The following is a 24966-nucleotide window of genomic DNA, read 5'->3' on the forward strand; positions in this document are numbered from 1 at the left end:
CGAAAAAAAGCCATGCCCTTTGCGGGGCATGGCTTTTTTGCTGGCGACCGGATGTGTGGAACGTCAGGCGTCCGGTGCGCTCTCGGCTTCGCCGATACGGAAGACTTGCGACAGATCCCAGTCCGCCATGCCGCGATCGGCGGCGTCCTTCAGCAGACGGCGCACTTCGGGCAGCACACGCTGCACCGTGGCGCTCGTATGCGCCAGTTCGGCAATCGCATCGAGGTCCTTGAGGATCACGCGCACGGTGCCCGTGGCGAAGTCGGGCGGCGTAACCATGCGCGGCCATAGCGTCTGCATCAGCACGGAGTCGGCCCAGCCGCCTTGCAGTGCCGACGGCACGGCCGCCGTGTCGATGCCGCTGCGCTTGGCCAGCACGAAGGCCTCGGCCAGTCCGGCGAGCGTCGTCGCGACGATGGCCTGATTGGCGAGCTTCGTCGTCTGGCCGGCGCCGATGTCGCCCATGCGCGTGACTCGCGACGAGAACGCGCGCAGCACCGGTGTGACGGCTTCGATGGCGTCGGCGGGGCCGCCCGCCATGATCGCCAGCGTGCCCGCTTCGGCGCCGCCCGTGCCGCCCGATACCGGGGCGTCGATCCAGACGCTGCCGGTGCTCTCGTGCCAGCGCCTGGCCAGGTTGCGCGTGAGGGCGGGGGAGAGCGTCGAATGATCGACGATGAAGCGCGGCGGCGTGGCGGCGTGCACGAGTCCGTGCTCACCGAACACGACATCTTCGACGGCCTTGCCGTCGCCCAGACACAGCAACGCGATATCGACGCATTCGCCAAGCGCCTGCGGGGTCACGCAGGCGATGGCGCCGGCATCGAGCAGCGCGGCGAGTTTCGCGGTGGAACGGTTCCAGACGGCGACATCGTGGCCGGCGGCCAGCAGGCGCCGCGTCATCGGTTCGCCCATGCGGCCGATGCCGCAAAAGCCTACGCGTGGGGTAGTCATCAATTCGGGTCCTCGTGGGTTGGCGTCTCCCCGATGGAGGCTTCGTAGGGCCATGGCACGGCCCCCGAATGCGTGACCGCGCCCAGCTTGGCCGGCCGCACGAGCGCTTCGTACTTTTCCAGTACGCCGCCCAGACGGCCGCGCACGAACGGTTTGGCCTCGACGGCCCGCGCGGCGAGTTCCTCGTCGGAGAGTTCGACGTCGAGCTTACCCTTGATTGCGTCGATGTGGATGGTATCGCCGTCTCGAATCAAGCGAATCGGTCCGCCGGCCGCGGCTTCGGGGCCGACGTAACCGATGCACATGCCGCGCGTCGCGCCTGAGAAGCGACCGTCCGTGAGTAACGCCACCTTCTCGCCCATGCCCTGCCCGTAGATGGCCGCAGTCACGCTCAGCATTTCGCGCATGCCCGGGCCGCCTTTGGGACCCTCATTGCGAATCACGAGCACGTCGCCTTCACGGTAGGTCTGTGCCGACACCACGGCCATGCAGTCTTCCTCGGTCTCGAACACGCGGGCCTTGCCCGTGAACTTCAGTTGTTTGAGACCTGCGGTCTTGAGCGCTGCGCCGTCCGGCGCGAGGTTGCCGCGCAGCACGACCAGCCCCGCGTTGGGCGAGAGCGGTTCGGTGTGCGGCTTGACGACACGGCCGTCCGGACCGGGGAAGGCGCGCAACGCCGTTTCCAGCGTCTCGCCGGTCTGCGTGAGCGTGTCGCCGTGGATGTGGCCGCCCGCCAGCAGCGCGTTGAGGACGGCCGGTACACCGCCGACATGGTGCAGATCGACGGCAAGATAACGTCCGCCCGGTTGCATGTCGCCGATGAGCGGCGTGCGGGCGAGCACTTCGGAGACGTCGTCGAGCGTGAACTCGATGCCCGCCTCGTGCGCAATCGCCGGGATGTGCAGCATGGCGTTGGTCGAGCCACCGGTAGCGGCCACCGCGGCGCAGGCGTTCTCCAGACTCTTGCGCGTGACGAGATCCCGCGGCAGCGGACCGCCGTTGCGCAGGGCGCGCATCACGTTCTCGCCCGCCCGACGCGCAATCGCGATCCGTTCGCTGTACACCGCCGGCACCATGGCCGAGCCCAGCGGCGCGAGGCCGAGCACTTCTGCGACCATCGCCATCGTGTTCGCCGTGAACTGGCCAGGACACGAGCCCGCCGTGGGCGTGCAGCGCTTTTCAATGCCGCGCAGCGTCTCGGCGGACATGTCGCCGCGTTGCGCCGTGCCGACCGCTTCGATGGCGGTGAGGATCGTGGCCTGCGAGCCGTCCGGGGCCACGCCCGGCAGCATCGCACCGCCGAACAGGAAGACGCCGGGAACGTTCACTCGCACCATGCCCATCAGAATGCCGGGCAGCGTCTTGTCGCAACCGGCCACACCGACGAGGGCGTCATAGCAATGGGCGCGCACAAATAGCTCGACGCTGTCGGCGATCGTCTCGCGCGAGACCAGCGAGAAGCGCATGCCCGAGTGGTTCATCGACGTGCCGTCCGAGACCGAGATCGCCGAGCCGCGAATCGGCACGCCGCCGCCGGCCGCGACACCCAGCCGGACGTTGTCCGATATCTGGTTGAGCGACATGGAGCAGGGCGTGTTCTCGCCGAACGTGTCGACGATGGCGACGAACGGTTTGTCGATGGCGGCGTCGTCGAGGCCGGTGGCGCGCAGGAAGGCGCGGTGCGGCGTGCGAGTGATGCCTTCGGTGACCGTGCGGGAGCGGTGTTTGTGCAGATCAGTCATGGGGGACTTCCTTTGATGTTCTTGTACGGACTCGCGGACTCAGGTGTTGAGCAGCAGTCCGTTCTCGATGGCCAGCACCTGACCGGTCATCGCCGGGGCGCGTGCGGCGAGGAACCACGCGAGTTCGGCGATCTCGGCGGGCTGCGAGACGCGTCCGAGCGGCGAATTCTCCCGCATGCCTTCGACGACGCGCCCATAAGCTTCGTCGCCGAGCACGCGCCGCAGCAGGCCGTCGTCGACCATGCCGGGCGCGATGGCATTCACGCGCACCTGCGGCGCAAGGTTGCGCGCGAGCGACAGCGTCAGCGCGTTGACGGCGCCCTTGGACGCCGCATAAGCGATCGACGACCCGGTGCCGTTGAGCGACGCGAGCGACGAGATATTGACGACCGACGCATACGACCCATATGACGCTGCCGATCGGTTCGCAGGGCGCTCGCGCAGCAGCGGGGCGGCCGCGCGCGTCATCTGGAACATGCCGATGAGGTTCACACGATAGATGCGCTCGAATTCGGCGGCATCGATGGCGTCCAGATCGCCGTGGGGGATGACGCGCGTGGTGCCCGCGCTGTTGACGAGCGCATCGAGCCGTCCCCAGCGTGCGCCCACGGCATCCGCCATGCGGCGACACGCGGCGTCGTCACCGACATCGGCATCGACGACGAGCGTTTGCGCGCCGGCATCGCGACACTGCGCGGCAACCGCTTCGGCTGCGGCACGCGTGCTGTCGTCGAAATTGTTGATGGCCACGGCCCAGCCGTCCTGTGCAAAGCGCAGGGCGGTGGCCGCACCGATGCCCGTGGCGGCACCGGTCACGAGACAGACGGGAAAACTCATGCATGACTCCGTTGGGGCTTGAGCGACATCACGAGGCACGCACCGCCGACCAGCGCACATGCCAGCACGATCATGCCCGGCAGCAACTGGCCCGTGCTGTCCTTGAGAAAGCCGATGACGTACGGGCTGACGAAGCCCGCGAGGTTGCCGGTCGAGTTGATCAGCGCGATGGCGGCAGCCGCGCCGGCGCCGCCCATCATGGCCGTGGGAATGCCCCAGAAGACCGGTGCGATCGAGTTGATGCCGATGGCCGCGACGATCAGGGCCGCCATGGACCACCACAGATGCTGCGCGAGCAGCACGGAAGCGAGCATGCCGGCCGCGCCGAGCAGGCAGCACACGGCCACGTGCATGCGGCGTTCGTTGTGACGGTCGGCGTGGCGCGCGATCAGAATCATCGCGACGGCGCTCACGAGCGACGGCACCGCCGAGAGCAGGCCGATGTTGCCGAGGTTTGCGACACCGGCGGCGCGAATCATCGTCGGCAGCCAGAACACGAGGCCGTAATTGCCCATCGCGATGCAGAAGTACAGCAGGCCGAGCAGCCACACCTTGGGGCTGCCGAACACCTCACGCACGCTGTGCTGAGCCCGCGTGCTGCCATCGGCGGCGAGGTCCTGGGCGAGCAGACGCTTTTCTTCGGCGCTCAGCCACTTCACCGTCTCGATCTTGTCCTGCAACACGAAGAACGCTGCGATGCCCACGAGCAACGAGGCGATGCCTTCGATCAGGAACAGCCATTGCCATCCCGAATAGCCGTGCATGCCGCCGAAGTGCAGCATGATCCAGCCCGAGAGCGGACCGCCGATGGCGCCCGAAACCGGAATCGCGACCATGAACAGCGCGATGATCTGCGAGCGCTTGTTCGACGGGAACCAAGACGACAGATACAGCACGATACCGGGGAAGAAACCCGCTTCGGCGACGCCGAGCAGGAAGCGCAGCACGTAGAAGGACGTCGGTCCCTGCGTGAACATCGTGAGGCAGGAAATGATCGACCACGTGACCATGATGCGCGCGATCCACATGCGGGCGCCCACGCGATGCAGGATCAGGTTGCTCGGTACCTCGAAGAGGAAGTAGCCGAGGAAGAACACGCCCGCACCCGCGCCGTAGACCGTCTCGGACAGCGAGAGGTCGGAGAGCATCTCCAGCTTGGCGAAGCTCACGTTCACGCGGTCGATGTACGCGACGATGAACGCCAGGAAAAGGAACGGGATGATGTGCCAGGTCAGCTTGCGGTACAGCGCGTCGCGCTGCACGGGATCTAGCGTGATCGGGGCGGCATGCGGCTGCGCGCCGCCCGAAAGGGACGTGCTCATGGGTGTTGTCTCCGAGGTGCGTGCCATGCGGCACGTCGAGTTATCTGGCAGCGCGTAGCGTCGGATGGGGTTCGCGCGACTGGCCCCGCGTTCGGCGTTCGGTTATACGTCGACCGCCTTGCGGTGCCGGATCGGGATCCCGGAAATCCGGGCCAACGGGCTCGGATGGGGTTGGAAATCGAAACGAAAATCCCGCCAAACGCTAGCGCTGCTCGATCGAAGGGTAAAGCGAGGGCGGTTGCCTCGGCAAATCACACTTTGCGCATTCGGCATTACCATTTGGTTATGATGTCGATGATCCGCTGCCGGGTAACCGGCATTTCCGGTCGTTCGGATGTTCGACGGTTCGACCGTCCCCGCCATTGTCTTTACCGTTCTGAGCGCCATGACCACGACCGACAACTCGATCGAGCGTTTCTTCCGCAGTGGCCTGAAGCTGGGCCACCTGCGCATTCTGGTGACGCTGGGCGAACTGCGTCAGGTCACGCGCGTGGCGGCGGCGTTTCACGTCACGCAGCCGGCCATCTCCAAGCAGATTGCGGAAATCGAGGAGGCGCTCGGCGCGCCGGTCGTTCGCCGGGTGGGGAATGCGGTCGAGCTGACGGGGATCGGGCGGGTGCTCGTCGAGCGCGGGCGCGAGATCCTGCGGCAGATCGAACTTGCCCGCCGGGATGTGAGTGCCTTGACCGCCGGGACGGCGGGGCATGTGCGCTTCGGTGCGGTGGTGACGATTCCTCAGCCGCTGATCGCGCACGCGGTGGAGCTATTCACGCGACGCGCGCCGAACGCTTCGTTCTCCTTCGTCGAAGCGACGCTGGACCGGCTGCTGAAGATGATGGACGAAGGCAATCTCGATCTGGCGCTCGGACGCAATCGTGTGGCTGGCCATATGCCGGAGATGCGCCACGAATCGCTGCATCACGAGCCGTTCGTCTTCGTCGTCGGGACACGGCATCCGTTGGGTGGTCCGGACGCCGCTGTCTCGTGGGACGACTTGCAGACGGTGCGCTGGATCACGCCGATGCGCGGCTCGCCGGCGTTCACGACGATGGCCGAGATTCTGGCCGAGCATGGGGTGACGTTGCAGCGTCCGGTCATCGAGTCGAGTTCACTGGCGCTGAACCTGTCGTTGCTGCGTGGCGGCGAGTTCGTCTCGATCCTGCCGCTCTCGCTGGCGCGGCGTTATGTGCAGCGCGGTACGATGCGGGTGTTGCCGTTGCCGCCGCTGGCACCGCTGGGCGAAGCGATTCTGTACTGGCGCGAGGACACGACGACGCCCGCCGCACAACTGTTCGCCGCTTGCCTGCGGGAATCGTCGGCGGAGTTGATCGACGCGAACTGATGCGTCGTGACGAGGCCATTGCACGACGAATGCGACGAATGCGACGAATGCATGACGGGGGTGACTGTGGCTGACGTCGAGGAGGTGGTGTATTTGAGCGTTTTGGGAAAGCGGGAAATTGCCCATCCGTGCATGCCTAGACTGGCGCATCCATGAACGGATTTGTCCCGGAGGCAAACTATGAAATTCCGCACCCCACCTGTCTCGCTGCGTGTCTTGAGCGCTTGTGCACTGGCGGCGACCGTGGTCGTCGCAACCGGATGCACGGCCCCCATGGGCAAGCCGACGCCGGTCACGCAACCTGTGACGTCGCCAGCGAATCCCACGATCCTGCCTGTGCCGGGGCCGACCCCGCAGCCGGCGATCCAGCCGGTGCCGCCGACATCGCAGCCGACAATTCTGCCGGTACCGGGTCCCGCGCCGCAGCCGGTCATTCAGCCGGTGCGCCCGGCGCCGCAGCCGTCGATTCAGCCTGTCCCGTCTGACGTCCCCAAACCCACGACCTTGCCTTCGGGACCGCAGCCCGTTGTTCGGGATGCGGTGCCTTCGGCGCTGAATAATCCCTCGCGTCGTCCTTGCACCGCCGAGTGGTTTTCCTATCTGGAAAAGCACTACGCTGCGGTTGGCGATGCACAGGGGCACGGCCCGGATCTGGGCAGCGACGAGTGGTTAAACGCCTTCGAGCGCCGTCGTAACCTGCCGTCGACCAGCGCGCTGCCGCGAGAGCAGCGCTGCGCGACGCTGGCGCGTGAACTGGACTATCGCAACTGATCGGGCCTAGGTGTGCGCCTGTCACATGAGAGGGCGCACAAGGAATAGTTTTCGGGGCCGCCCGGGCGGCGGCCCTCATCCCCTCGAATCAGGGCTTGCGCTTGCTGCGACCGTTCACGCCGACAGATTTGCCGGTGGACTTGCGTGCGCCCGACGTGGGCTTGCCTCCTGACGCGGGACGCGTCTTTTTTGCGCCGAACGGATTTCCGCTCGACGAGCCGCTCGTGGCCTTGACCTTAACCTTGTCCTTGCCAGCGATCTTGCCAGCGTTGCCGCCGATCGTCGGACCTGGCGGGAATTTCGGTTTCTTCGGCTTTTTGGGTTTCTTCAGAATCTGACCGCTTGCGTCGGTCTGCGGCACGCGATGTTCCGCTTCGAAGCCGGGCACCTCCTCGCGACGCAGCGTTTGTCGGATCAGCGCCTCGATGGCGGCGAGTTGCGGCGCTTCGTCGGCACACACGAGGGACACCGCCACGCCGCTGGCGCCGGCGCGTCCGGTGCGGCCGATACGGTGCACATAGTCCTGCGCCACGATCGGAAGATCGACGTTGATGACGAGCGGCAAATCGTCGATATCCAGCCCGCGCGCGGCCACATCGGTCGCGACCAGCATGTGAACCTCACCCGTCTTGAAACGCTCCAGCGCCCGCAGGCGTGCCGGTTGCGGTTTGTCGCCGTGAATGGTGTCGACCGAATAGCCTGCGTCCTGCAACATGGCTGCCAGATAGTCGACGCCGTTGCGGGTTTTGACAAACACCAGCGCGTGCGTCCACTGGTTTTCCGCGATCAGGTGCATGAACAGATCGGGCTTGTTGCGCTTGTCCACGGTCACGACCCACTGCTTGATGCGGCTGGCGGTGGCATTTGGCGTGCTGACGCTGACATTGACCGGCTGGCGCAGCACGCGCTGCGTCATGGCGCGGATGTCATCGGTGAACGTGGCGGAGAACAGCAGCGTCTGCCGTCTGGCGGGCAGGGCGTCGACCACGGCATTGAGCTCACGTGCGAAGCCCAGGTCCAGCATGCGATCGGCTTCGTCGAGCACGAGGGTCTGTACCTGATCGAACTGCACGGCGTTCTGCCGGTTGAGGTCCAGCAGGCGGCCCGGCGTGGCGACGAGCACATCCACGCCCTTGCGCAGCTTCATCATCTGCGGATTGATGCTCACCCCGCCGTAAGCGGCGAGAAAACGCAGATCAAGCCCTTTGCCGTACGTGAGGAAACTTTGCAGGACCTGTTCGGCCAGCTCGCGCGTGGGCACGAGGACCAGCACGCGCGCGCGGTTACTGGATACGGCAGAGCCTTCCTGCACCAGACGCTGCAACAGCGGCAGCGCGAAGCCTGCGGTCTTGCCGGTGCCGGTCTGGGCTTCGGCCATGACGTCCTTGCCGCTGAGCACTGCCGGAATTGCAGCGGCCTGCACCGGGGTCGGTGTCCGGTAATTGAGATCCTGCAAATTCCGCAATAACGGATCGATCAGGCCGAGCGAGGCAAAGGACATGAGCAGAGGGCGATGGATGCAAAAACCGTAATTCTAGCGGTTACTGCGTCCATCGCCGTGCAGGTCCGCCCGCGCGGGTGCGCGTGACTGGCAGTTGCTTGCCCACGAGGCGCCCGGTCGGCAATTGAGGGCTTTGCCGCTTGCGCACCCATCGTTGCCCACGGCTAACGACCGTCCATGCGCCTGTGCCGACCTTCGGCGGTGCGCATGGATGGCGTCACCGTCAGGCCGCGCGGGCGGCAACGTTCACGCCGTAGCGTTGGCCCGGTGTGCGGTTGCTCAGACCGCCCGACATCTGGCGACGTGCCGTGTCGAACGATGTCCACTCGGCGCCATCCTGCAACGGCGGGATCGTGACGCTCTCACCCTGATCGAGGCCAGACAGCGCTGCGTCGACCAGATCGGCCGACGTCATCAGCCATTCCTGCGGCAACTCGCTGTGCGACTTGCCCGCGACATCCCAGAACTCCGTCACCGTGGCGCCCGGCAGCACGGCTTGCACGCGCACGCCCGTGTCGGCGAGCTGATGCTGCAACGATTGCGAGAACGCCAGCACGAACGCTTTCGAGCCGCCGTACACGTCGTTGAGCAACTCCGGCGCGATGGCGACGATGGAGGCGATGTTGATGACGGTGCCGCGTTTGCGGGCCACGAAGCCGGGCACGGCGGCGTACGTCAGCCGTGTGAGCGCGGTGATGTTCACTTCGATCATGTCGGTCATGTGCTCGACATCCGCTTGCAGCAGCGGCGCGACCGCGCCGAAGCCCGCGTTGTTGACGAGCGTGTCGATGGTGGCATCCTCGCGCAATCGCGTGGCGACAATGTCCTGGCCTTCGCGGGTGGACAGGTCGGCGCTCAGAATGTCGACCTGACGACCGGTTTGCGCGTGGATGCGCTCGGCGACGTCGCGCAGACGCGCCGTGTTGCGAGCGACGAGAATCAGATCGTGCCCACGTCGGGCGAGGCGGTCGGCATAGATGGCGCCGATACCCGACGAAGCGCCGGTGATCAGGGCGGTGCCCGGGGAGGTTTGGGACGTTTGGCTCATGATGGTTCCAGTTCCTGTGCGTAGGGTCTTCGGACGTCGATAGCGTCGCCGGACGGCAAGCGGGGTTGTCGGCCTGTCTGGCGTGTCACTGCGTCGATGGCTTCTAGTGTGGTGCGCACGGTGTTTGTCTGAAATGACTAGAAAACCTCCTTTTCAGACAAACTTGTCCGACGTGGCCGCCACCGGCCCACTACAATCGACGCATCGGCCGCCGCGCGGTCGTGGCCGCCCGTGCCCGGGTGGGTGTCCCGTCTCTGGCGATCTCTTTGCCGTGGCCTTTCGCGCCTTTTTCAGTCATGACGAAACGTATTGCGCTGGTGGTGTACCCCGGTTTCCAGATGATTTCGCTGGCGGCCATGTCGGTCTTCGAGATCGCGAATTTCGGGCGCGACGTGCCGCTCTACGAGGTGTCGACCGTCTCGGTCGAGGGCGGGCTGATCCGGGATTCGGCGGGCATTTCGGTGGCAACGGAGGCCATCGGGCGCAGCCACTACGACACCGTGCTGGTGGCCGGCGCGACATACGTCGTGCCGACGGAGCCGGAGCTGGTCGAGGCGCTGAAGCGGCTCGCGCCGAAGGTGCGGCGCATCGGGAGCATTTGTTCGGGGGCCTTCGTGCTTGCGGATGCCGGTCTGCTCGAAGGCCGCCGTGCGACGACGCACTGGGGTCAGGCGAGCGCGCTGCAACAGCAACACCCGGACGTGCTCGTCGAGGACGATCGCATCTACGTCAACGATGGGGCGGTCTGGACGTCGGCCGGGATGACCGCCGGTATCGATCTGGCGCTCGCGCTGGTCGAGGCGGATTACGGCAGCGAGATCGCGCGTGAAACGTCGCGGCTACTCGTAGTGCACTACCGCCGCACCGGCGGACAGTCGCAGTTCTCCACACTTTCGGCGCTGGAACCCACGTCCGATCGGGTACGTGCCGCGCTCGCTTATGCCCGAGAGCACTTGCGCGAACCGTTGTCGGTCGAGCAGCTTGCGGCGCAGGTGCATTGGAGCGCGCGGCATTTCAGCCGTGAATTCACGTTGCAGACCGGACTCACGCCGGCAAAGGCCATCGAGAAGCTGCGTCTCGAGGCGGCGCAAGCGCTGCTCGAAGCCGGGGAGGCGTCGATTGCGCGTGTTGCGAACGTGACCGGATTCGGTGACGAAGAACGGATGCGGCGCGCGTTCGTGCGCACGCTGGGCAAGCCGCCGCAAGCGTTGTTGCGTGAGGCGCGCGAACGCATGCGCGCCTGAAACGTTCGACCTGCCCGCACGCGGCTCATACCTGTTTCATCCCCCGTTCCGCCCGCGTTCATGACGAATTCGTCCATGCGGTCGAGTGGCTTTTTGCGCCCTGTGGCTTTGTCAGCGTTTCATGAACGATACGTTTTCGACAGGGTGTCCCTCGATGTCTCGCAAATTGAGTTATTAATTCTTTTTTAATCAATGGGTTATATCGTCTGGCACGGAATTCGCGTATGTGAATCGTGTATGGCGAAGCGCCAACCCGGATCTTCCGCAGGCTCTTGGCAAGGGACTCCTGTGCATCGTTGCACGGGCGGGCTCTCTATTGCCCGCGTTTTCCGCTGATGCGCTCTCGTCGTAACGCTGCACCTTATGGCGGGGTGCGGCGTGTTCCGAAGTGAGTGTGTGCGCGTGCGCGGGGAGGGGACCATGAACGGGTTCAAGGCGACTTTGGTAGGGGCGGCCGCAGTGGCGATGCTGTGCGGCATTTCGATCAATGCGTCGTACGCTGCCGGTGGCGGCGGGGGTGGACGCGGCGGTGGCGGCGGCATCGGCTTCGGCGGTGCCGGCGGCCTGGGCGGGTTAGGCGCATTCGGCGGCCCGAGCGGCCCGGGCGGCGGCGTAGGCATCGGTATCGGTGGCGCAGGCGGCTGCGGCTGCGGCGGGCACGGCGGCGGTCCCGGTGGTGGTGGTGGTGGTGGTGGTGGTGGTGGTGGTGGCGGTGGCGGTGGTGGCGGTGGCGGTGGTGGCGGCGGTGGCGGTGGTGGCGGTGGCGGCGGTGGTGGTGGTGGTGGTGGTGGTGGTGGTGGTGGTGGTGGCGGCGGTGGCGGTGGTGGTGGCGGCGGCGGTGGTGGTGGCACCGGCGGCGGCGGTGGGACTGGCGCCAGCGGTGGCGGAGGCGTCGGTGCAAGTGGCCCGGGCGGGCGCGGCATCGGTGGCTCGGCCGGCGGTAACGGATTGGCAGCATTCGGCGGGCCGAGCGGTTTTGGCGGCGGCGGCGGATGTGCAATGAACGGCCAGGCAGGCGAGGAGCCATGTCCCTGAGCCAGTCGCGGGGAGGAGCCTGCACGCGTTCGGCACAGCGCGTGCAGGCGCTGGCCCTCGGTATCTCGATGGTGTAACGAGTCTCGCAGGTTGTTCGTCGGTTCCTGACGCGACCGGCTGACGGCGTTGCCGTTGGCCGTGCCACCCCCCCGGCCCGTGATCAGGCTGTTCTCCCGGCGAAGCGCCCCTTCGGTGATCCGAAGGGGCGTTTTTTTATGATGTGCGCAGACTATCGAAACGAAAAAGGGGATATCGAAATGCCGATTATGTATTTCGTGTAAACCCGCATTTGTGGCAGCATCCGGTTTCCGGGTCGCGCGAAAGGACTGTCCGCCGCGCGCGACCGTAGCGGGCCCATCAGGTCCGCCGTGACTCGCAAAGATGCCCAACAGGCGTCGGTTCCTATAAGCAAAAAGGAGAAATCGCACATGCTGTCCCGTCAACTGATCAACGCGTTCCTCGGCGCAACGTTTGCGCTCGCATCCCTCGGCGCTTCGGCCCAGACGGCCGACAAGCCCCTGAAAGTCGGCACGATGGCCGGCTCGGACGCCCAGATCTTCGAAGTCGTGAAGAAGGTTGCCGAAAAGCGCGGCCTGTTCATCAAGATCGTCGAGTTCAGTGACTATGCACAGCCGAACGCCGCGCTCGACGCCGGCGATCTGGACGCCAACGGCTTCCAGCACAAGCCGTTCCTCGACAGCCAGGTCAAGGATCGCGGCTACAAGATCACCACGGCCGGCCTGACCTACGTCTCGCCGCTGGGCTTTTATTCGAAGAAGTACAAGTCGCTGAAGGATCTGCCCAACGGCGCCCAGGTCGGTATCCAGAACGATCCGTCGAACGGCAATCGCGCGCTGCTCCTGCTGCAAAAGGAAGGGCTGATCAAGCTGCGCGCCGGTCTGGAAGGCAAGAACGCCACGCCGCTGGACATCGCCGAGAACCCGAAGAAGCTGAAGATTCGCGAACTGGAAGCGGCACAACTCCCGCGCGCCTTGCCGGATCTGGATGCCGCATCGATCAACACGAACTTCGCCGCGCAGGCCGGTCTGGTGCCCAAGCGTGACGCCATCGCCATCGAAGACCTGAAGGGCCCGTACGCCAACCTGATCGCCGTGCGAACGCAAGACCTGAACAAGCCGTGGGTCAAGCAACTGGTCGATGCCTATCACTCGGACGAAGTGAAGCAATTCATCGACAGCCAGTTCAAGGGCGCGCTGATTGCAACGTGGTAAGCGTGAGCGAACGAATCGGTGCGCAACACGCGCATCGAACGCCGCATACGAGCAACCGGGGTTTCGACCCCGGTTTTTTTATGCCCGTCTGTCGCGCGGACATTGCGTGTCTCGCGTCATCGCACTTTGCGGCGCTGGCACGAAAGCGTTTGACTAGAATGAAAGTGTGATTCCTATCGACGGGAGGCCGCCATGTCCATGATCAACATTTCGATGATGCTGGTGGCGCTGCTCGTCGGCTTCGCCATCGGCATGCTCGTGGATCACTTCTGGGTGACGCATCACGACGAGCCGTCCGAGCACAAGCGTCTGGACTGGCATGAGATGTGGGAGCGCATCCGTCATCAGCACTGAGCGGCATCCGGCGTCTCAAGACCCGGGGCACGCCCGCGCCCGTCATGCCTCGTCGCGAAGTTTGCGCCAGAGCGTCGAGCGGCTGATGCCGAGCGCTTCGCACGCGGCATTGCGGTCGCCGCCGCACGCGGCGAGCGTCGAGTGGATGCGCGCAAGCTCCTCGGCGGCGCGGCGCTCGCGTCCGGTCAGCGAGGCGGGGGTGTGAGTGGCGTACGTGTCCTGCCCGGTGAGCGCTGCGATCTGCCGTTCGGCTTTCGTTCCTGAAACATCGGGGGACGGTCCCGTTGTGCGTGCACCAAGCTCGGGCGCGATTTCCATCAGACGCGCCCGGCTGACCTCCCGCGCGTCGACCACGTCGGCGCAAACCACCGCGATCCGTTCCAGCAGGTTTTCCAGTTCCCGCACGTTTCCCGGCCAGCGATAGGTCGCGAGCAGCGGCAGCAGAGAAGCCTGTAACGCGTCGACACTCATGCGCGCGCCGGCGCGGGCGAGGGCGCGCTCCAGAAAGAGCGGCGTGAGACGGGGCAGGTCGTCCATACGTTCGCGCAGCGGCGGCAGTACCATGCGCAGAATGTTCAGCCGGTAGTAGAGGTCTTCGCGGAATTCACCGGCGGCGACTTGCTGGCGCAGATCGCGGTGCGTCGCCGCAATCACGCGCACGTCGCACGGGATCGGCTCGTTGGCGCCCAGACGAAGCACTTCGCGCTCCTGCAAGACACGCAGCAGACGCGTTTGCAGCGGCATCGGCATCTCGCCGATCTCGTCGAGAAAGAGGGTGCCGTTGTGCGCGGTCTCGAACAGACCCGCCTTCCCGCCGCGCCGCGCGCCCGTGAACGCACCGTCCTCATAACCGAACAACTCGCTCTCGAGCAGCGTTTCAGGAAACGCCGCGCAGTTGATGGCAACGAACGGATAGTCGCGCCGGCGGCTCGCGTTGTGGATGCCTTGCGCCAGCAGTTCCTTGCCCGTGCCGCTCTCGCCGTGCACGAGCACGGTGGAGTCGGTCTGCGCATATCGGCGCGCCAGTGCGCGGGCCTGTGTCATGGCGGCGGAGTCGCCGATCAGATCCTCGAGACGGTAGCGTGCCACGAGGTGTCGTGGGCGATGACGCGAACGCAGCGACCGGTCCACCCGGGCAAACGACTGCGAATCCTGACAGGTAAGCAGCGCCCCCGTGAGCGTGCCCTGATCGAGCAGCGGAATGCGGTTGACGACCCACGTCTTGCCCGCCATCGACACGATGGCTTCGAGTTCGGCGCTCGCGCTCTCCAGCGTGCGGGCGATGTCGAGCGCGGGGGCGATGGCGTCGAGCGGGCGCCCGACCGCGTCGGCCACCGTCACGCGGAGCATGCCGGCCATCGACGCGTTGATCGCTTCGATGCGTCCGTTCAGGTCGACGGCGGCCACGCCTTCGTGCAAGTGTCGCAGCACCGTGTCGAGACGCTCGCGCCGTTGCGCTTCGATGCGCCCGAGGCGCGCGACTTCCAGCGCCGTATCGAACGCGGCGCGCACCGAATCCTGCGAGTAGAGAAAGATGCCGGTCAGCCCGGCGCGCTCGGTCAGTTGCGTGACCAGCCCCGGGCCGACGATGACCTGCATGCCCTCGTCGCGCAGGCGGTGCACGAGGTCTTCGGCATTCTGCGCATCGACGTAAGTGTGCTGGGCGATGTCGATATGAAAGGCGCTCTTGAAGCGTTCGAACTCGGCGGCCGGACGCGCGTAGGACACCAGCGCGATGCGCGAGTCGGGCGACGTCGACGGCAGCGCGCGTCGCGCGCGGGCCAGCGCATGCATGACGTCCGAGCCGGTGACCTTCACGAGCACGACGGGCAGTGCCAGGCGCTCGCGCAGGAAGTCACCGTTCGATCCTGCCGCGACGATGCCGTCGACACTCCCGGCGGGCAGCCGCTCCAGTGCCTCGATGACCGCCTCGTAACCCTTGTCGACGATATGCACTTCGGCTTGCGCGGCGTAGTCCGGCACGATGTCGCGATACAACTCGCCGAGCTTGCTGATGCCGACCGCCCAGATCACCGGCTTTCGCATGGCGGGCATCGATCCTGCGCGCGCCGCGCTCAGGGCGCCCGACGCGCCGACCGGCAGACGGGAAGGCAGGTCCGGAGGGATCGAATTCGGCATGGCGGGGTGCGAGGTGGCAGAGATTGATGGCGTCACATCGTAGCATGTTGCGACGATGTGTTTCATTTTTCGTTTCAAAATGAAACGTTCTGAGACGGGATGCCCGCCAATCGAGGCATATTTACCTTGACGTAAACGTCATGCCGGCGAAGAATTTCCGTCGACAAATGAAGGCGTTACGCCTGCGGAGCCATCGCATGTTCACAGCCGTGGCGCAGGCTGGCACGTCCGTTGCTATGACGTAATCGCTACTCAACCCACGTGCGATGCTGCGACGTCATGCCGCGCATCGTGCAAGACACGACCGAGGGACTCAAGTGACGCAAACCATTCGTTCGGCCGGCGCCGCCTTCCGCGAGGCCGTCAAGACCGAGCAACCGTTGCAGGTTGTCGGCGCGATCAACGCCAACCACGCCTTGCTCGCCAAGGCGGCCGGTTTCAAGGCGATCTATCTCTCGGGCGGCGGTGTCGCCGCCGGCTCGCTCGGCCTGCCCGATCTGGGCATCTCGACGCTCGACGACGTGCTCACCGACGTGCGCCGTATTACCGACGTGTGCGACCTGCCGTTGCTGGTGGATGTCGACACCGGTTTCGGTCCGTCGGCCTTCAACATCGCGCGCACGGTGCAATCGCTGATCAAGTTCGGCGCGGGCGCGATGCACATCGAAGATCAGGTCGGCGCGAAGCGCTGCGGCCATCGTCCGGGCAAAGCCATCGTGACGCAGCAGGAGATGGTCGACCGCATCAAGGCGGCCGTGGACGCGCGCACCGACGAGAACTTCGTGATCATGGCGCGCACCGACGCGCTCGCCGTCGAAGGGCTGCAAGCCGCGATCGACCGTGCCTGCGCATGCGTCGAAGCGGGCGCCGACATGATCTTCCCCGAAGCGATGACCGAACTGCCGATGTATCGCCAGTTCTCCGACGCCGTGAAGGTGCCCGTGCTCGCGAACATCACCGAGTTCGGCTCGACGCCGCTTTTCACCGTGGAAGAGCTCAAGAGCGCGCAGGTCGGTCTGGTGCTGTATCCGCTCTCGGCGTTTCGCGCGATGAACAAGGCGGCGGAAAACGTCTATCACACCATTCGTCGCGACGGCACGCAAAAGGCCGTGCTCGACACGATGCAAACCCGTGCCGAACTCTATGAGAGCATCGGCTACCACGCCTACGAACAGAAGCTTGACGCGCTGTTCGCCCAACAGAAATAACGAACCCCTGATCCTGGAGGAATGAGCATGAGCGAGACGACTGCCACCGGCTTCAAGCCGAAGAAATCCGTCGCCCTGTCGGGTGTGACCGCAGGCAATACCGCGCTGTGTACCGTGGGCCGTTCGGGCAACGATCTGCACTATCGCGGCTACGACATTCTGGATCTGGCGCAAACCTCGGAATTCGAAGAGATCGCCTATCTGCTGGTCTACGGCAAGCTGCCGACGGTGGCCGAGCTGCGTGGCTACAAGGCCAAGCTCAAGTCGCTGCGCGGTCTGCCCGCCGCCGTCAAGGACGCCCTCGAAGCCGTGCCCGCCGCCGCTCACCCGATGGACGTGATGCGCACGGGCGTGTCGGTGCTCGGCACCGTGCTGCCGGAGAAGGACGACCACAACATTCCCGGCGCGCGCGATATCGCCGATCGTCTGATGGCGAGCCTCGGCTCGATGCTGCTGTACTGGTATCACTACAGCCAGAACGGCGTGCGTATCGACGTGGAGACGGACGACGACAGCATCGGCGGCCACTTCCTGCATCTGCTGCACGGCGAGAAGCCGTCGGACCTGTGGGTGCGTGCGATGCACACCTCGCTGATTCTCTACGCAGAGCACGAATTCAACGCGTCGACGTTCACCGCGCGCGTGATCGCCGGTACGGGCTCGGACATCCATTCGGCCATCACCGGCGCCATCGGCGCGCTGCGCGGTCCGAAGCACGGCGGCGCGAACGAAGTCGCCTTCGAAGTGCAGAAACGCTACAACTCGCCGGACGAAGCCGAGGCCGACATCCGTCAGCGCGTCGAGAACAAGGAAGTGATCATCGGCTTCGGCCACCCGGTCTACACCGTGAGCGATCCGCGCAACAAGGTCATCAAGGAAGTCGCCCACGAGTTGTCGAAGGAACAGCAGAACACGGCGATGTACGACATTGCCGAGCGTCTCGAGTCGGTGATGTGGGACGTCAAGAAGATGTTCCCGAACCTCGACTGGTTCAGCGCCGTGAGCTATCACATGATGGGCGTGCCGACCGCGATGTTCACGCCGCTGTTCGTGATCGCGCGCACGTCCGGCTGGAGCGCGCACATCATCGAGCAACGCATCGACAACAAGATCATTCGTCCGAGCGCCAACTACACGGGACCGGAAGACCAGACGTTCGTGCCGATCGAGAAGCGCTGAGTACCGACGCTCGACCCTCGGCACCGATGGGCTCTCTGTGGGCCGATCGGCACCGGGGCGTCTCGATCCAGCGTCTGCCGTTCCTACCGTCCCCCATACGCGTCAAATCCATAACACCGCGACATGAACACCGCCTACCGTAAATCCCTGCCGGGGACGTCGCTCGACTATTTCGACGCCCGAGCAGCTGTCGAGGCCATTGCGCCCGGCGCGTACGACTCCCTGCCGTACACGTCGCGCGTGCTGGCCGAAAACCTCGTGCGCCGCTGCGAACCGGCGGCGCTCACCGACTCGCTCCGACAACTGATCGAGCGACGCCGCGACCTCGATTTTCCGTGGTTCCCGGCACGCGTCGTGTGTCACGACATTCTGGGGCAGACCGCGCTCGTCGACCTCGCCGGGCTGCGCGACGCCATTGCGGCGCAAGGCGGCGACCCCGCACTGGTCAATCCGGTGGTGCCGACGCAACTCGTGGTCGACCACTCGCTGGCAGTCGAATGCGGCGGTTTCGATCCGGACGCGTTCGCGAAGAACCGCGCGATCGAAGATCGTCGTAACGAAGACCGCTTCGACTTCATCAACTGGACGAAGAAGGCGTTTCGCAACGTCGACGTGATCCCGCCGGGCAACGGCATCCTCCACCAGATCAACCTCGAGCGCATGAGCCCGGTGATTCAGGTGGCGGATGGTGTGGCGTATCCCGACACGCTCGTGGGCACCGACTCGCATACCCCGATGGTCGATGCGCTGGGCGTGATCGCCATCGGCGTGGGCGGGCTGGAAGCGGAGAGCGTGATGCTCGGCCGCGCGTCGTGGATGCGTCTGCCGGATATCGTCGGTGTCGAACTGACGGGCAAGCCGCAGCCGGGCATTACCGCGACCGATATCGTGCTGGCGCTCACCGAGTTCCTGCGCAAGGAAAAGGTCGTGTCCGCCTATCTGGAGTTCTACGGCGAAGGCGCGTCGAATCTCACGCTGGGCGACCGCGCGACGATCTCGAACATGGCGCCCGAGTTCGGCGCGACGGCGGCGATGTTCTACATCGACGCCCAAACCATCAAATACCTGAAACTCACCGGTCGCGACGACGCGCTCGTCGCGCTGGTCGAGACCTACGCGAAGCAGACCGGCCTGTGGGCCGACAGCCTGACGAACGCCCAGTACGAGCGCGTGCTCACGTTCGATCTGTCGAGCGTGGTGCGCAACATCGCGGGACCGTCGAATCCGCACAAGCGCGTGCCGACGAGCGAACTCGCGGCACGCGGCATCAGCGGCAAGGTCGAGAACGAGCCGGGGCTGATGCCCGACGGCGCAGTCATCATTGCCGCCATTACGAGCTGCACGAACACCAATAACCCGCGCAACATGATTGCGGCAGGACTCTTCGCGCGCAACGCGAATCGCGCCGGCCTCGTGCGCAAGCCGTGGGTCAAGAGTTCGCTCGCCCCGGGCTCGAAGGCCGTCACGCTGTATCTGGAAGCCGCCGGTTTGCTGCCGGAGCTGGAGGCGCTCGGTTTCGGCGTGGTCGCATATGCCTGCACGTCGTGCAACGGCATGTCGGGCGCGCTCGATCCGGTGATTCAGCAGGAAATCGTCGAGCGCGATCTGTATGCCACCGCCGTGCTCTCGGGCAACCGCAATTTCGACGGCCGTATCCATCCGTATGCGAAGCAGGCATTCCTCGCCTCGCCGCCGCTCGTCGTGGCTTACGCCATTGCGGGTACGATCCGCTTCGATATCGAGAAGGACGTGCTGGGTGTCGATGCCGACGGCAAGCCGGTGAAGCTCGCCGATCTGTGGCCGAGCGACGAAGAGATCGATGCGATCATCGCGAACAGCGTGAAGCCGGAGCAGTTCCGTCGCGTGTACGAGCCGATGTTTGCGGCGTCCGTGGCGCAGTGCGAATCGGCCGAGCCGCTGTACGACTGGCGCGAGATGAGCACGTACATCCGCCGTCCGCCTTACTGGGAAGGCGCACTCGCCGGGGAGCGCACGCTGCGCGGCATGCGCGCGCTGGCCGTGCTGGGCGACAACATCACGACCGATCACCTCTCGCCGTCGAACGCCATCATGGCCGACAGCGCCGCAGGCGAGTATCTGGCGAAGATGGGCCTGCCGGAAGAAGACTTCAACTCGTACGCCACGCACCGCGGCGATCACCTCACGGCGCAACGCGCCACGTTCGCGAACCCGACGCTCAAGAACGAGATGGTCGTGGTCGACGGTCAGGTGAAGGCGGGCTCGCTCGCGCGCATCGAACCGGAAGGCAAGGTCACGCGCATGTGGGAAGCGATCGAGACGTACATGGCGCGCAAGCAGCCGCTCATCGTGATTGCCGGGGCCGACTACGGTCAGGGGTCGTCGCGCGACTGGGCGGCCAAGGGCGTGCGTCTGGCCGGTACCGAAGCCATCGTTGCCGAAGGCTTCGAGCGTATCCACCGGACCAATCTGGTCGGCATGGGCGTGTTGCCGCTCGAATTCAAGCCGGGTACGAACCGCAAGACGCTCGGCATCGACGGCAGTGAGACGTTCGACGTCGTTGGCGAGCGCACGCCGCGCGCCGATCTGACGCTGGTGATCCATCGCAAGAACGGCGAGCGTATCGACGTGCCGGTCACCTGCCGTCTCGATACGGCCGAAGAGGTGTCGATCTACGAGGCGGGCGGGGTGCTTCAGCGCTTCGCGCAAGACTTTCTGGAATCGTCGCAGGCCGCGGCCTGAGGGGAGACGTGATGGCACATCAGCCACAAATCCGCATTCCCGCCACGTATATGCGTGGCGGCACGAGCAAGGGCGTGTTCTTCCGCTTGCAGGACCTGCCCGCCGCCGCGCAGACGCCGGGCGCCGCGCGCGACGCGTTGCTCATGCGTGTGATCGGCAGCCCCGACCCGTACGGCAAGCAGATCGACGGCATGGGCGGGGCCACGTCGAGCACCAGCAAGACGGTCATCATCGCGAAGAGCGAACGGCCGGACCACGATGTGGACTATCTGTTCGGGCAGGTCTCGATCGATCAGAAGTTCGTCGACTGGAGCGGCAACTGCGGCAATCTGTCGGCGGCCGTCGGCCCGTTCGCGATCAGCGGCGGGCTGGTGGATCCGGCACGGGTGCCGCGCGATGGCGTGGCCGTCGTGCGCATCTGGCAGGCCAACATCGGCAAGACCATCGTCGCGCATGTGCCGATGACGAACGGTGCGGTGCAGGAGACGGGCGACTTCGAACTCGACGGCGTGACGTTCCCGGCCGCCGAAGTGCAACTCGAATTCCTCGATCCGGCCGCCGAGGAAGAGGGTGACGGCGGGGGCGGCGCGATGTTCCCGACCGGGCATCTGATCGACGACCTCGAAGTCCCCGGCGTGGGCACGTTCAAGGCGACGCTCATCAATGCGGGCATTCCGACGATCTTCCTGAACGCCGAAGACATCGGCTACAAGGGTACCGAGTTGCAGGACGCCATCAACAGCGATCCGAAAGCGCTCGCCATGTTCGAGACGATTCGCGCTCACGGCGCCATTCGCATGGGGCTGATCAAGGACGTGTCGGAGGCGGCAACGCGCCAGCACACACCGAAGGTCGCGTTCGTGGCGAAGCCTGCGGGCTATACGGCGTCGAGCGGCAAGGTCGTGAATGCCGGTGACGTGGACCTGCTGGTTCGCGCGCTGTCGATGGGCAAGCTCCATCATGCGATGATGGGCACGGCGGCGGTGTGTATCGGCGCGGCCGCGTCCATTCCGGGCACGCTCGTGAATCTGGCCGCCGGGGGCGGCGCACGCAATGCCGTGCGCTTCGGCCACCCGTCGGGCACGTTGCGCGTGGGTGCCGAGGCCAACGAGGCGGGCGGCGAGTGGACGGTCACGAAGGCCATCATGAGCCGCAGTGCCCGTGTGCTGATGGAAGGCTGGGTCCGCATTCCGGGAGACGCGTTCTGACGAGGCGCTGATCCCCGTCACAGGAGGTAGTCGATGTCTGCAAATGAATCGAGCGTTCCGAAAAATTCACCCATTTCGAACGTGCGCCCCTCGCCCGACAACGTGCTGACCGACATTGTCGACTACGTCCTGACCTACGAGATCCGCAGCGATCTCGCCTTCGATACCGCGCGTTACTGCCTGATCGACACGCTCGGGTGCGGTTTCGAAGCGCTCTCTTATCCTGCGTGCACCAAACTGCTGGGCCCCATCGTGCCGGGCACCGTCGTTCCGAACGGGGCGAAGGTGCCCGGCACGCCGTATCAGCTCGATCCGGTGCAGGCCGCGTTCAGTCTGGGCGCGATGATCCGCTGGCTGGACTTCAACGACACGTGGCTCGCCGCCGAGTGGGGGCATCCGTCCGACAATCTCGGCGGCATCCTGATGACGGCCGACTGGCTCTCGCGCACAGCGGTGGCGCAGGGGCAGCCGCCGCTCAAGATGCGTCACGTGCTCGCAGCGATGATCAAGGCGCACGAGATTCAGGGATGCCTCGCGCTGGAGAACTCGTTCAATCAGGTCGGGCTCGATCACGTGGTGCTGGTCAAGGTCGCATCGACGGCGGTGGTCGGCGAGATGCTGGGCCTCTCGCGCGACGAGTTGATCAACGCGCTTTCGCTGGCGTTCGTCGATGGACAGAGTCTGCGCACGTATCGTCATGCGCCGAACACCGGCAGTCGCAAGTCGTGGGCCGCCGGTGATGCGACGAGCCGCGCGGTGCGTCTCGCCCTCATGGCGCGCACGGGGGAGATGGGGTATCCGTCCGTGCTGACGGCGAAGACGTGGGGCTTTTACGACGTGCTGTTCAAAGGCAAGCCGTTCGCCTTTCAGCGGCCTTATGGGTCGTACGTGATGGAGAACGTGCTGTTCAAGATTTCGTTCCCCGCCGAGTTTCATGCGCAGACGGCCGCCGAGGCCGCCATGATGCTGCACCGGCAACTGACGTCGATGGGGTGCGGCGCCGAGGACATCCGCTCGGTGAAGATTCGCACGCATGCGGCGGCGATTCGCATCATCGACAAGCAGGGGCCGCTCGCCAACCCGGCCGATCGCGATCACTGCATTCAGTACATGGTCGCCGTGCCACTGCTGTTCGGACGCTTGACGGCGGCCGATTACGAAGACGATGTCGCGGCCGACCCGCGTATCGACGCGTTGCGCGCGAAGATCGTCTGCGAGGAAGACCCGCAGTTCACGCGCGATTATCACGATCCGGACAAGCGCTCGATCGCCAACGGGCTGAGCGTCACGCTGAACGACGGCACCGTGCTCGACGAAGTGCTCGTCGAATACCCGATCGGCCACAAGCGGCGTCGCGACGAAGGCATGCCGTTGCTCGTGGAGAAGTTCAGAACGAACCTGGCGCGCCGCTTCGCCGCCCGCGCGCAGACCCGCATTCTCGACGTGGCGCTCGACCGGCAACGACTGGAGACGATGCCGGTGCATCAGTTCGTGGATTTGATGGTGTGATGCCGACGGCATCCGGCGCGAGGCGCGGCACCGGATGCCGATCGATTACATCGCGGATGCGTTGTCGCCCGCGACCACCGGGCGGCGCAGTCCACCCACCCAGTGCAGCGCCAACGCGATTCCACCCAGCACGACACCCAGTGCGACGACGCCCGTCCATCCGAAGCGCGCCATCAGCCAGCCGCTGACGGTCGCGCCCACCGCGCCGCCGAAGAACGTCGCCGTCATGTAGAGACTGTTGATGCGTCCCTGCGCTTTCGGGTCGACGGCGAACGCACGCGTCTGGTTGGCGACGAGGCCCGCCTGCACGCCGATATCGAGCACGATCACACCGATCACGAGCAACGCGAGCGACACGTTTGCGTCGCCGAGCACCAGATAGGACAGCGTGACGATGCCGATGCTCGCACCGACGATGCCGCGCGGGCCGAGCTTGTCGGTGGCGCGTCCGCCAAGCGACGCCGCGAACGCACCCGCCGCACCGATGATGCCGAAGCCTCCCGCCCACGCGCTGCCGAGATGCCACGGCCCGTTCGCGAGAAGCGCGGCGAGGTTCACCCAGAACGCATTGAAGCAGGCCCACAACAGCGCCTGAATCATCATCGACTCCCGAAGCGGGCGATGATCGCGGGCGAGCGGCCACAGCGAGGCCAGCAGCCGGGCATACGAGAGGTCGGTGCTCGGACGTCCTTTCGGCAACAGCACGGCCGCCGCGAACCACACCGGGATCATGAAGGCTGCCTCCATGCCGTAGACGGCACGCCAGCCGAAGGTCTCGCCGACGACGCCGGCAATCGTGCGTCCGAGCAGAATGCCGACCATGATGCCGCTCACCACTGTGCCGACGGATCGGCCGCGTTGCTCCGGGCGTGACATGTCGGCCGCGAACGGCACCGCGGGCAGCGCCTACGTGGCGGCGTGCCGCCGGATTCTCGAAGACATTGGCGAGGCCGAGCGGACGGCGACGGGCGAGTACGTCACACCGAAGGGTGAACTGGTACTCACGGCGCCGGTCGTGTTCGGTCGTCTGCATGTGCTGCCCGTGGTCGCGGAATTTCTCGCGCAGTATCCGGAGATCGACGTGCGTCTGATGCTGACCGATCGTGTCGTGCATCTGATGGACGAACACGCGGATGTCGCGTTGCGCATCGGCGATTTGCCGGACAGTTCACTGGTGGCGACGAGCATCGGCGCGGTGCGCCGGGTGATCTGCGCGAGTCCCGGTTATCTCGCGGCGCATGGCGTACCGCAGCGACCCCGGGACCTAGAGGGGCACGCTTGCATTACGTTCGAAGTGCTGGCGTCGCGTCGCGCGTGGGAGTTCGGTGAGGGCAGAACGGGGCAGTCGGTGCCGATTCGCTCCCGGTTGGCGGTGAATACTGCCGAAGCTGCGATCTCGGCAGCCGTGCTCGGCGTGGGGTTCGTGCGCGTGTTGTCGTATCAGGTCGCGCAGGCGCTCGGCGACGACGCCCTGCGCGTCGTGCTGAAAGACTTCGAAGCCATGCCGCTTCCCGTCAATCTCGTGCACAAGGGGCAGACGCCGCTGCCCCTGAAGTTACGTGTCTTTCTCGACTTCGCCGCACCGCGCCTGCGGGAGAGGATCGCCGGACTCGGCTGACT

19 protein-coding genes and 1 pseudogene are annotated in these 24966 nt (G+C 65.6%); 12 read left to right on the plus strand and 8 right to left on the minus strand.

Annotated elements, in window-relative coordinates; genetic code table 11:
* Window positions 1-63: 63 nt before the first annotated feature.
* From C5N93_RS16910 to C5N93_RS16925, 4 genes are read right to left on the minus strand one after another with little or no spacing between them, the layout of a single operon-like run.
* Complete coding sequence (locus C5N93_RS16910) at window positions 64-954, minus strand: NAD(P)-dependent oxidoreductase (RefSeq protein ID WP_150722894.1); 891 nt, start codon at window positions 952-954, stop codon at window positions 64-66.
* Window positions 954-2696, minus strand: a complete 1743-nt coding sequence (gene ilvD / locus C5N93_RS16915) for a dihydroxy-acid dehydratase (RefSeq protein ID WP_242560202.1) — start codon at window positions 2694-2696, stop codon at window positions 954-956. Before ilvD ends, C5N93_RS16910 begins: the two co-directional genes overlap by 1 nt.
* A 39-nt stretch (window positions 2697-2735) precedes the next feature.
* Window positions 2736-3533, minus strand: coding sequence for an SDR family oxidoreductase (locus C5N93_RS16920; RefSeq protein WP_242560203.1), 798 nt, complete (start codon window positions 3531-3533; stop codon window positions 2736-2738).
* Window positions 3530-4855: an MFS transporter gene (locus C5N93_RS16925; RefSeq protein WP_150722897.1), complete on the minus strand. Its 1326-nt coding sequence runs from the start codon at window positions 4853-4855 to the stop codon at window positions 3530-3532. Before C5N93_RS16925 ends, C5N93_RS16920 begins: the two co-directional genes overlap by 4 nt.
* Window positions 4856-5240: 385 nt before the next feature.
* On the opposite strand from C5N93_RS16925, the gene C5N93_RS16930 reads away from it, so the two are divergent.
* Complete coding sequence (locus tag C5N93_RS16930; protein WP_242560436.1) at window positions 5241-6197, plus strand: LysR family transcriptional regulator; 957 nt, start codon at window positions 5241-5243, stop codon at window positions 6195-6197.
* 180 nt (window positions 6198-6377) lie between these two features.
* On the plus strand, window positions 6378-6968 hold the full coding sequence (locus C5N93_RS16935) for a hypothetical protein (RefSeq protein ID WP_242560204.1): 591 nt from the start codon (window positions 6378-6380) through the stop codon (window positions 6966-6968).
* Between the two features lie 88 nt (window positions 6969-7056).
* Here the strand turns inward: C5N93_RS16935 and C5N93_RS16940 are convergent, their stop codons facing one another.
* A complete protein-coding gene (locus C5N93_RS16940) occupies window positions 7057-8469 on the minus strand; it encodes a DEAD/DEAH box helicase (RefSeq protein WP_242560205.1) in 1413 nt (470 codons plus the stop codon).
* 223 nt (window positions 8470-8692) lie between these two features.
* Complete coding sequence (locus C5N93_RS16945) at window positions 8693-9517, minus strand: SDR family oxidoreductase (RefSeq protein WP_242560206.1); 825 nt, start codon at window positions 9515-9517, stop codon at window positions 8693-8695.
* Window positions 9518-9813: 296 nt separating this feature from the next.
* On the opposite strand from C5N93_RS16945, the gene C5N93_RS16950 reads away from it, so the two are divergent.
* The 4 genes from C5N93_RS16950 (at window position 9814) to C5N93_RS16965 (ending at window position 13382) form a co-directional block, all read left to right on the plus strand.
* Window positions 9814-10761 (plus strand): GlxA family transcriptional regulator, encoded by a 948-nt coding sequence (locus tag C5N93_RS16950; protein ID WP_242560207.1) that lies wholly within the window; start codon window positions 9814-9816, stop codon window positions 10759-10761.
* A 420-nt stretch (window positions 10762-11181) separates the two neighbouring features.
* A complete protein-coding gene (locus C5N93_RS16955) occupies window positions 11182-11796 on the plus strand; it encodes a hypothetical protein (RefSeq protein WP_242560208.1) in 615 nt (204 codons plus the stop codon).
* 428 nt (window positions 11797-12224) lie between these two features.
* Window positions 12225-13028, plus strand: coding sequence for a MetQ/NlpA family ABC transporter substrate-binding protein (locus C5N93_RS16960; protein ID WP_150722901.1), 804 nt, complete (start codon window positions 12225-12227; stop codon window positions 13026-13028).
* A 192-nt stretch (window positions 13029-13220) separates the two neighbouring features.
* A complete protein-coding gene (locus tag C5N93_RS16965) occupies window positions 13221-13382 on the plus strand; it encodes a hypothetical protein (protein ID WP_170836322.1) in 162 nt (53 codons plus the stop codon).
* A 42-nt stretch (window positions 13383-13424) separates the two neighbouring features.
* Here the strand turns inward: C5N93_RS16965 and prpR are convergent, their stop codons facing one another.
* Window positions 13425-15437 (minus strand): propionate catabolism operon regulatory protein PrpR, encoded by a 2013-nt coding sequence (gene prpR, locus C5N93_RS16970; RefSeq protein ID WP_242560437.1) that lies wholly within the window; start codon window positions 15435-15437, stop codon window positions 13425-13427.
* Between the two features lie 401 nt (window positions 15438-15838).
* Between prpR and prpB the strand changes: the two genes are divergently transcribed.
* The 5 genes from prpB (at window position 15839) to C5N93_RS16995 (ending at window position 23346) form a co-directional block, all read left to right on the plus strand.
* On the plus strand, window positions 15839-16729 hold the full coding sequence (gene prpB / locus C5N93_RS16975; protein ID WP_039397405.1) for a methylisocitrate lyase: 891 nt from the start codon (window positions 15839-15841) through the stop codon (window positions 16727-16729).
* Window positions 16730-16756: 27 nt separating this feature from the next.
* The gene (gene prpC, locus C5N93_RS16980) at window positions 16757-17908 is read left to right on the plus strand and encodes a 2-methylcitrate synthase (protein ID WP_150722903.1); all 1152 of its coding nucleotides are present in this window, start codon (window positions 16757-16759) and stop codon (window positions 17906-17908) included.
* A 123-nt stretch (window positions 17909-18031) separates the two neighbouring features.
* The gene (acnD, locus tag C5N93_RS16985; protein ID WP_242560209.1) at window positions 18032-20629 is read left to right on the plus strand and encodes a Fe/S-dependent 2-methylisocitrate dehydratase AcnD; all 2598 of its coding nucleotides are present in this window, start codon (window positions 18032-18034) and stop codon (window positions 20627-20629) included.
* An 11-nt stretch (window positions 20630-20640) separates the two neighbouring features.
* Window positions 20641-21837 (plus strand): 2-methylaconitate cis-trans isomerase PrpF, encoded by a 1197-nt coding sequence (gene prpF / locus C5N93_RS16990; protein WP_242560210.1) that lies wholly within the window; start codon window positions 20641-20643, stop codon window positions 21835-21837.
* 33 nt (window positions 21838-21870) lie between these two features.
* Window positions 21871-23346 (plus strand): bifunctional 2-methylcitrate dehydratase/aconitate hydratase, encoded by a 1476-nt coding sequence (locus tag C5N93_RS16995; RefSeq protein WP_242560211.1) that lies wholly within the window; start codon window positions 21871-21873, stop codon window positions 23344-23346.
* A gap of 45 nt (window positions 23347-23391) precedes the next feature.
* Here the strand turns inward: C5N93_RS16995 and C5N93_RS17000 are convergent.
* Window positions 23392-24240: pseudogene (locus C5N93_RS17000) on the minus strand (MFS transporter); the annotation flags it as partial.
* Here C5N93_RS17000 and C5N93_RS17005 point away from each other — a divergent pair.
* The gene (locus C5N93_RS17005) at window positions 24221-24964 is read left to right on the plus strand and encodes a LysR substrate-binding domain-containing protein (RefSeq protein WP_242560213.1); all 744 of its coding nucleotides are present in this window, start codon (window positions 24221-24223) and stop codon (window positions 24962-24964) included. The pseudogene C5N93_RS17000 and the gene C5N93_RS17005 overlap by 20 nt on opposite strands.
* The last annotated feature ends 2 nt before the right edge of the window (window positions 24965-24966 follow it).

It is taken from the genome of Pandoraea sp. LA3 (assembly GCF_022696215.1).
In the GTDB taxonomy this organism is placed as follows: domain Bacteria; phylum Pseudomonadota; class Gammaproteobacteria; order Burkholderiales; family Burkholderiaceae; genus Pandoraea; species Pandoraea capi.

Excerpts from the sequence above, each read along its gene's own strand:
- acnD (WP_242560209.1), top strand. The coding sequence starts at position 18,032 with ATGAACACCGCCTACCGTAAATCCCTGCCGGGGACGTCGCTCGACTAT.
- prpF (WP_242560210.1), top strand. The coding sequence starts at position 20,641 with ATGGCACATCAGCCACAAATCCGCATTCCCGCCACGTATATGCGTGGC.
- C5N93_RS16910 (WP_150722894.1), bottom strand. The coding sequence starts at position 954 with ATGACTACCCCACGCGTAGGCTTTTGCGGCATCGGCCGCATGGGCGAA.
- C5N93_RS16960 (WP_150722901.1), top strand. The coding sequence starts at position 12,225 with ATGCTGTCCCGTCAACTGATCAACGCGTTCCTCGGCGCAACGTTTGCG.
- C5N93_RS16950 (WP_242560207.1), top strand. The coding sequence starts at position 9,814 with ATGACGAAACGTATTGCGCTGGTGGTGTACCCCGGTTTCCAGATGATT.
- ilvD (WP_242560202.1), bottom strand. The coding sequence starts at position 2,696 with ATGACTGATCTGCACAAACACCGCTCCCGCACGGTCACCGAAGGCATC.
- C5N93_RS17005 (WP_242560213.1), top strand. The coding sequence starts at position 24,221 with ATGTCGGCCGCGAACGGCACCGCGGGCAGCGCCTACGTGGCGGCGTGC.
- C5N93_RS16965 (WP_170836322.1), top strand. The coding sequence starts at position 13,221 with ATGTCCATGATCAACATTTCGATGATGCTGGTGGCGCTGCTCGTCGGC.
- C5N93_RS16945 (WP_242560206.1), bottom strand. The coding sequence starts at position 9,517 with ATGAGCCAAACGTCCCAAACCTCCCCGGGCACCGCCCTGATCACCGGC.
- C5N93_RS16920 (WP_242560203.1), bottom strand. The coding sequence starts at position 3,533 with ATGAGTTTTCCCGTCTGTCTCGTGACCGGTGCCGCCACGGGCATCGGT.
- C5N93_RS16935 (WP_242560204.1), top strand. The coding sequence starts at position 6,378 with ATGAAATTCCGCACCCCACCTGTCTCGCTGCGTGTCTTGAGCGCTTGT.
- C5N93_RS16925 (WP_150722897.1), bottom strand. The coding sequence starts at position 4,855 with ATGAGCACGTCCCTTTCGGGCGGCGCGCAGCCGCATGCCGCCCCGATC.
- C5N93_RS16930 (WP_242560436.1), top strand. The coding sequence starts at position 5,241 with ATGACCACGACCGACAACTCGATCGAGCGTTTCTTCCGCAGTGGCCTG.
- C5N93_RS16995 (WP_242560211.1), top strand. The coding sequence starts at position 21,871 with ATGTCTGCAAATGAATCGAGCGTTCCGAAAAATTCACCCATTTCGAAC.
- prpR (WP_242560437.1), bottom strand. The coding sequence starts at position 15,437 with ATGCCCGCCATGCGAAAGCCGGTGATCTGGGCGGTCGGCATCAGCAAG.
- C5N93_RS16940 (WP_242560205.1), bottom strand. The coding sequence starts at position 8,469 with ATGTCCTTTGCCTCGCTCGGCCTGATCGATCCGTTATTGCGGAATTTG.
- C5N93_RS16955 (WP_242560208.1), top strand. The coding sequence starts at position 11,182 with ATGAACGGGTTCAAGGCGACTTTGGTAGGGGCGGCCGCAGTGGCGATG.
- prpC (WP_150722903.1), top strand. The coding sequence starts at position 16,757 with ATGAGCGAGACGACTGCCACCGGCTTCAAGCCGAAGAAATCCGTCGCC.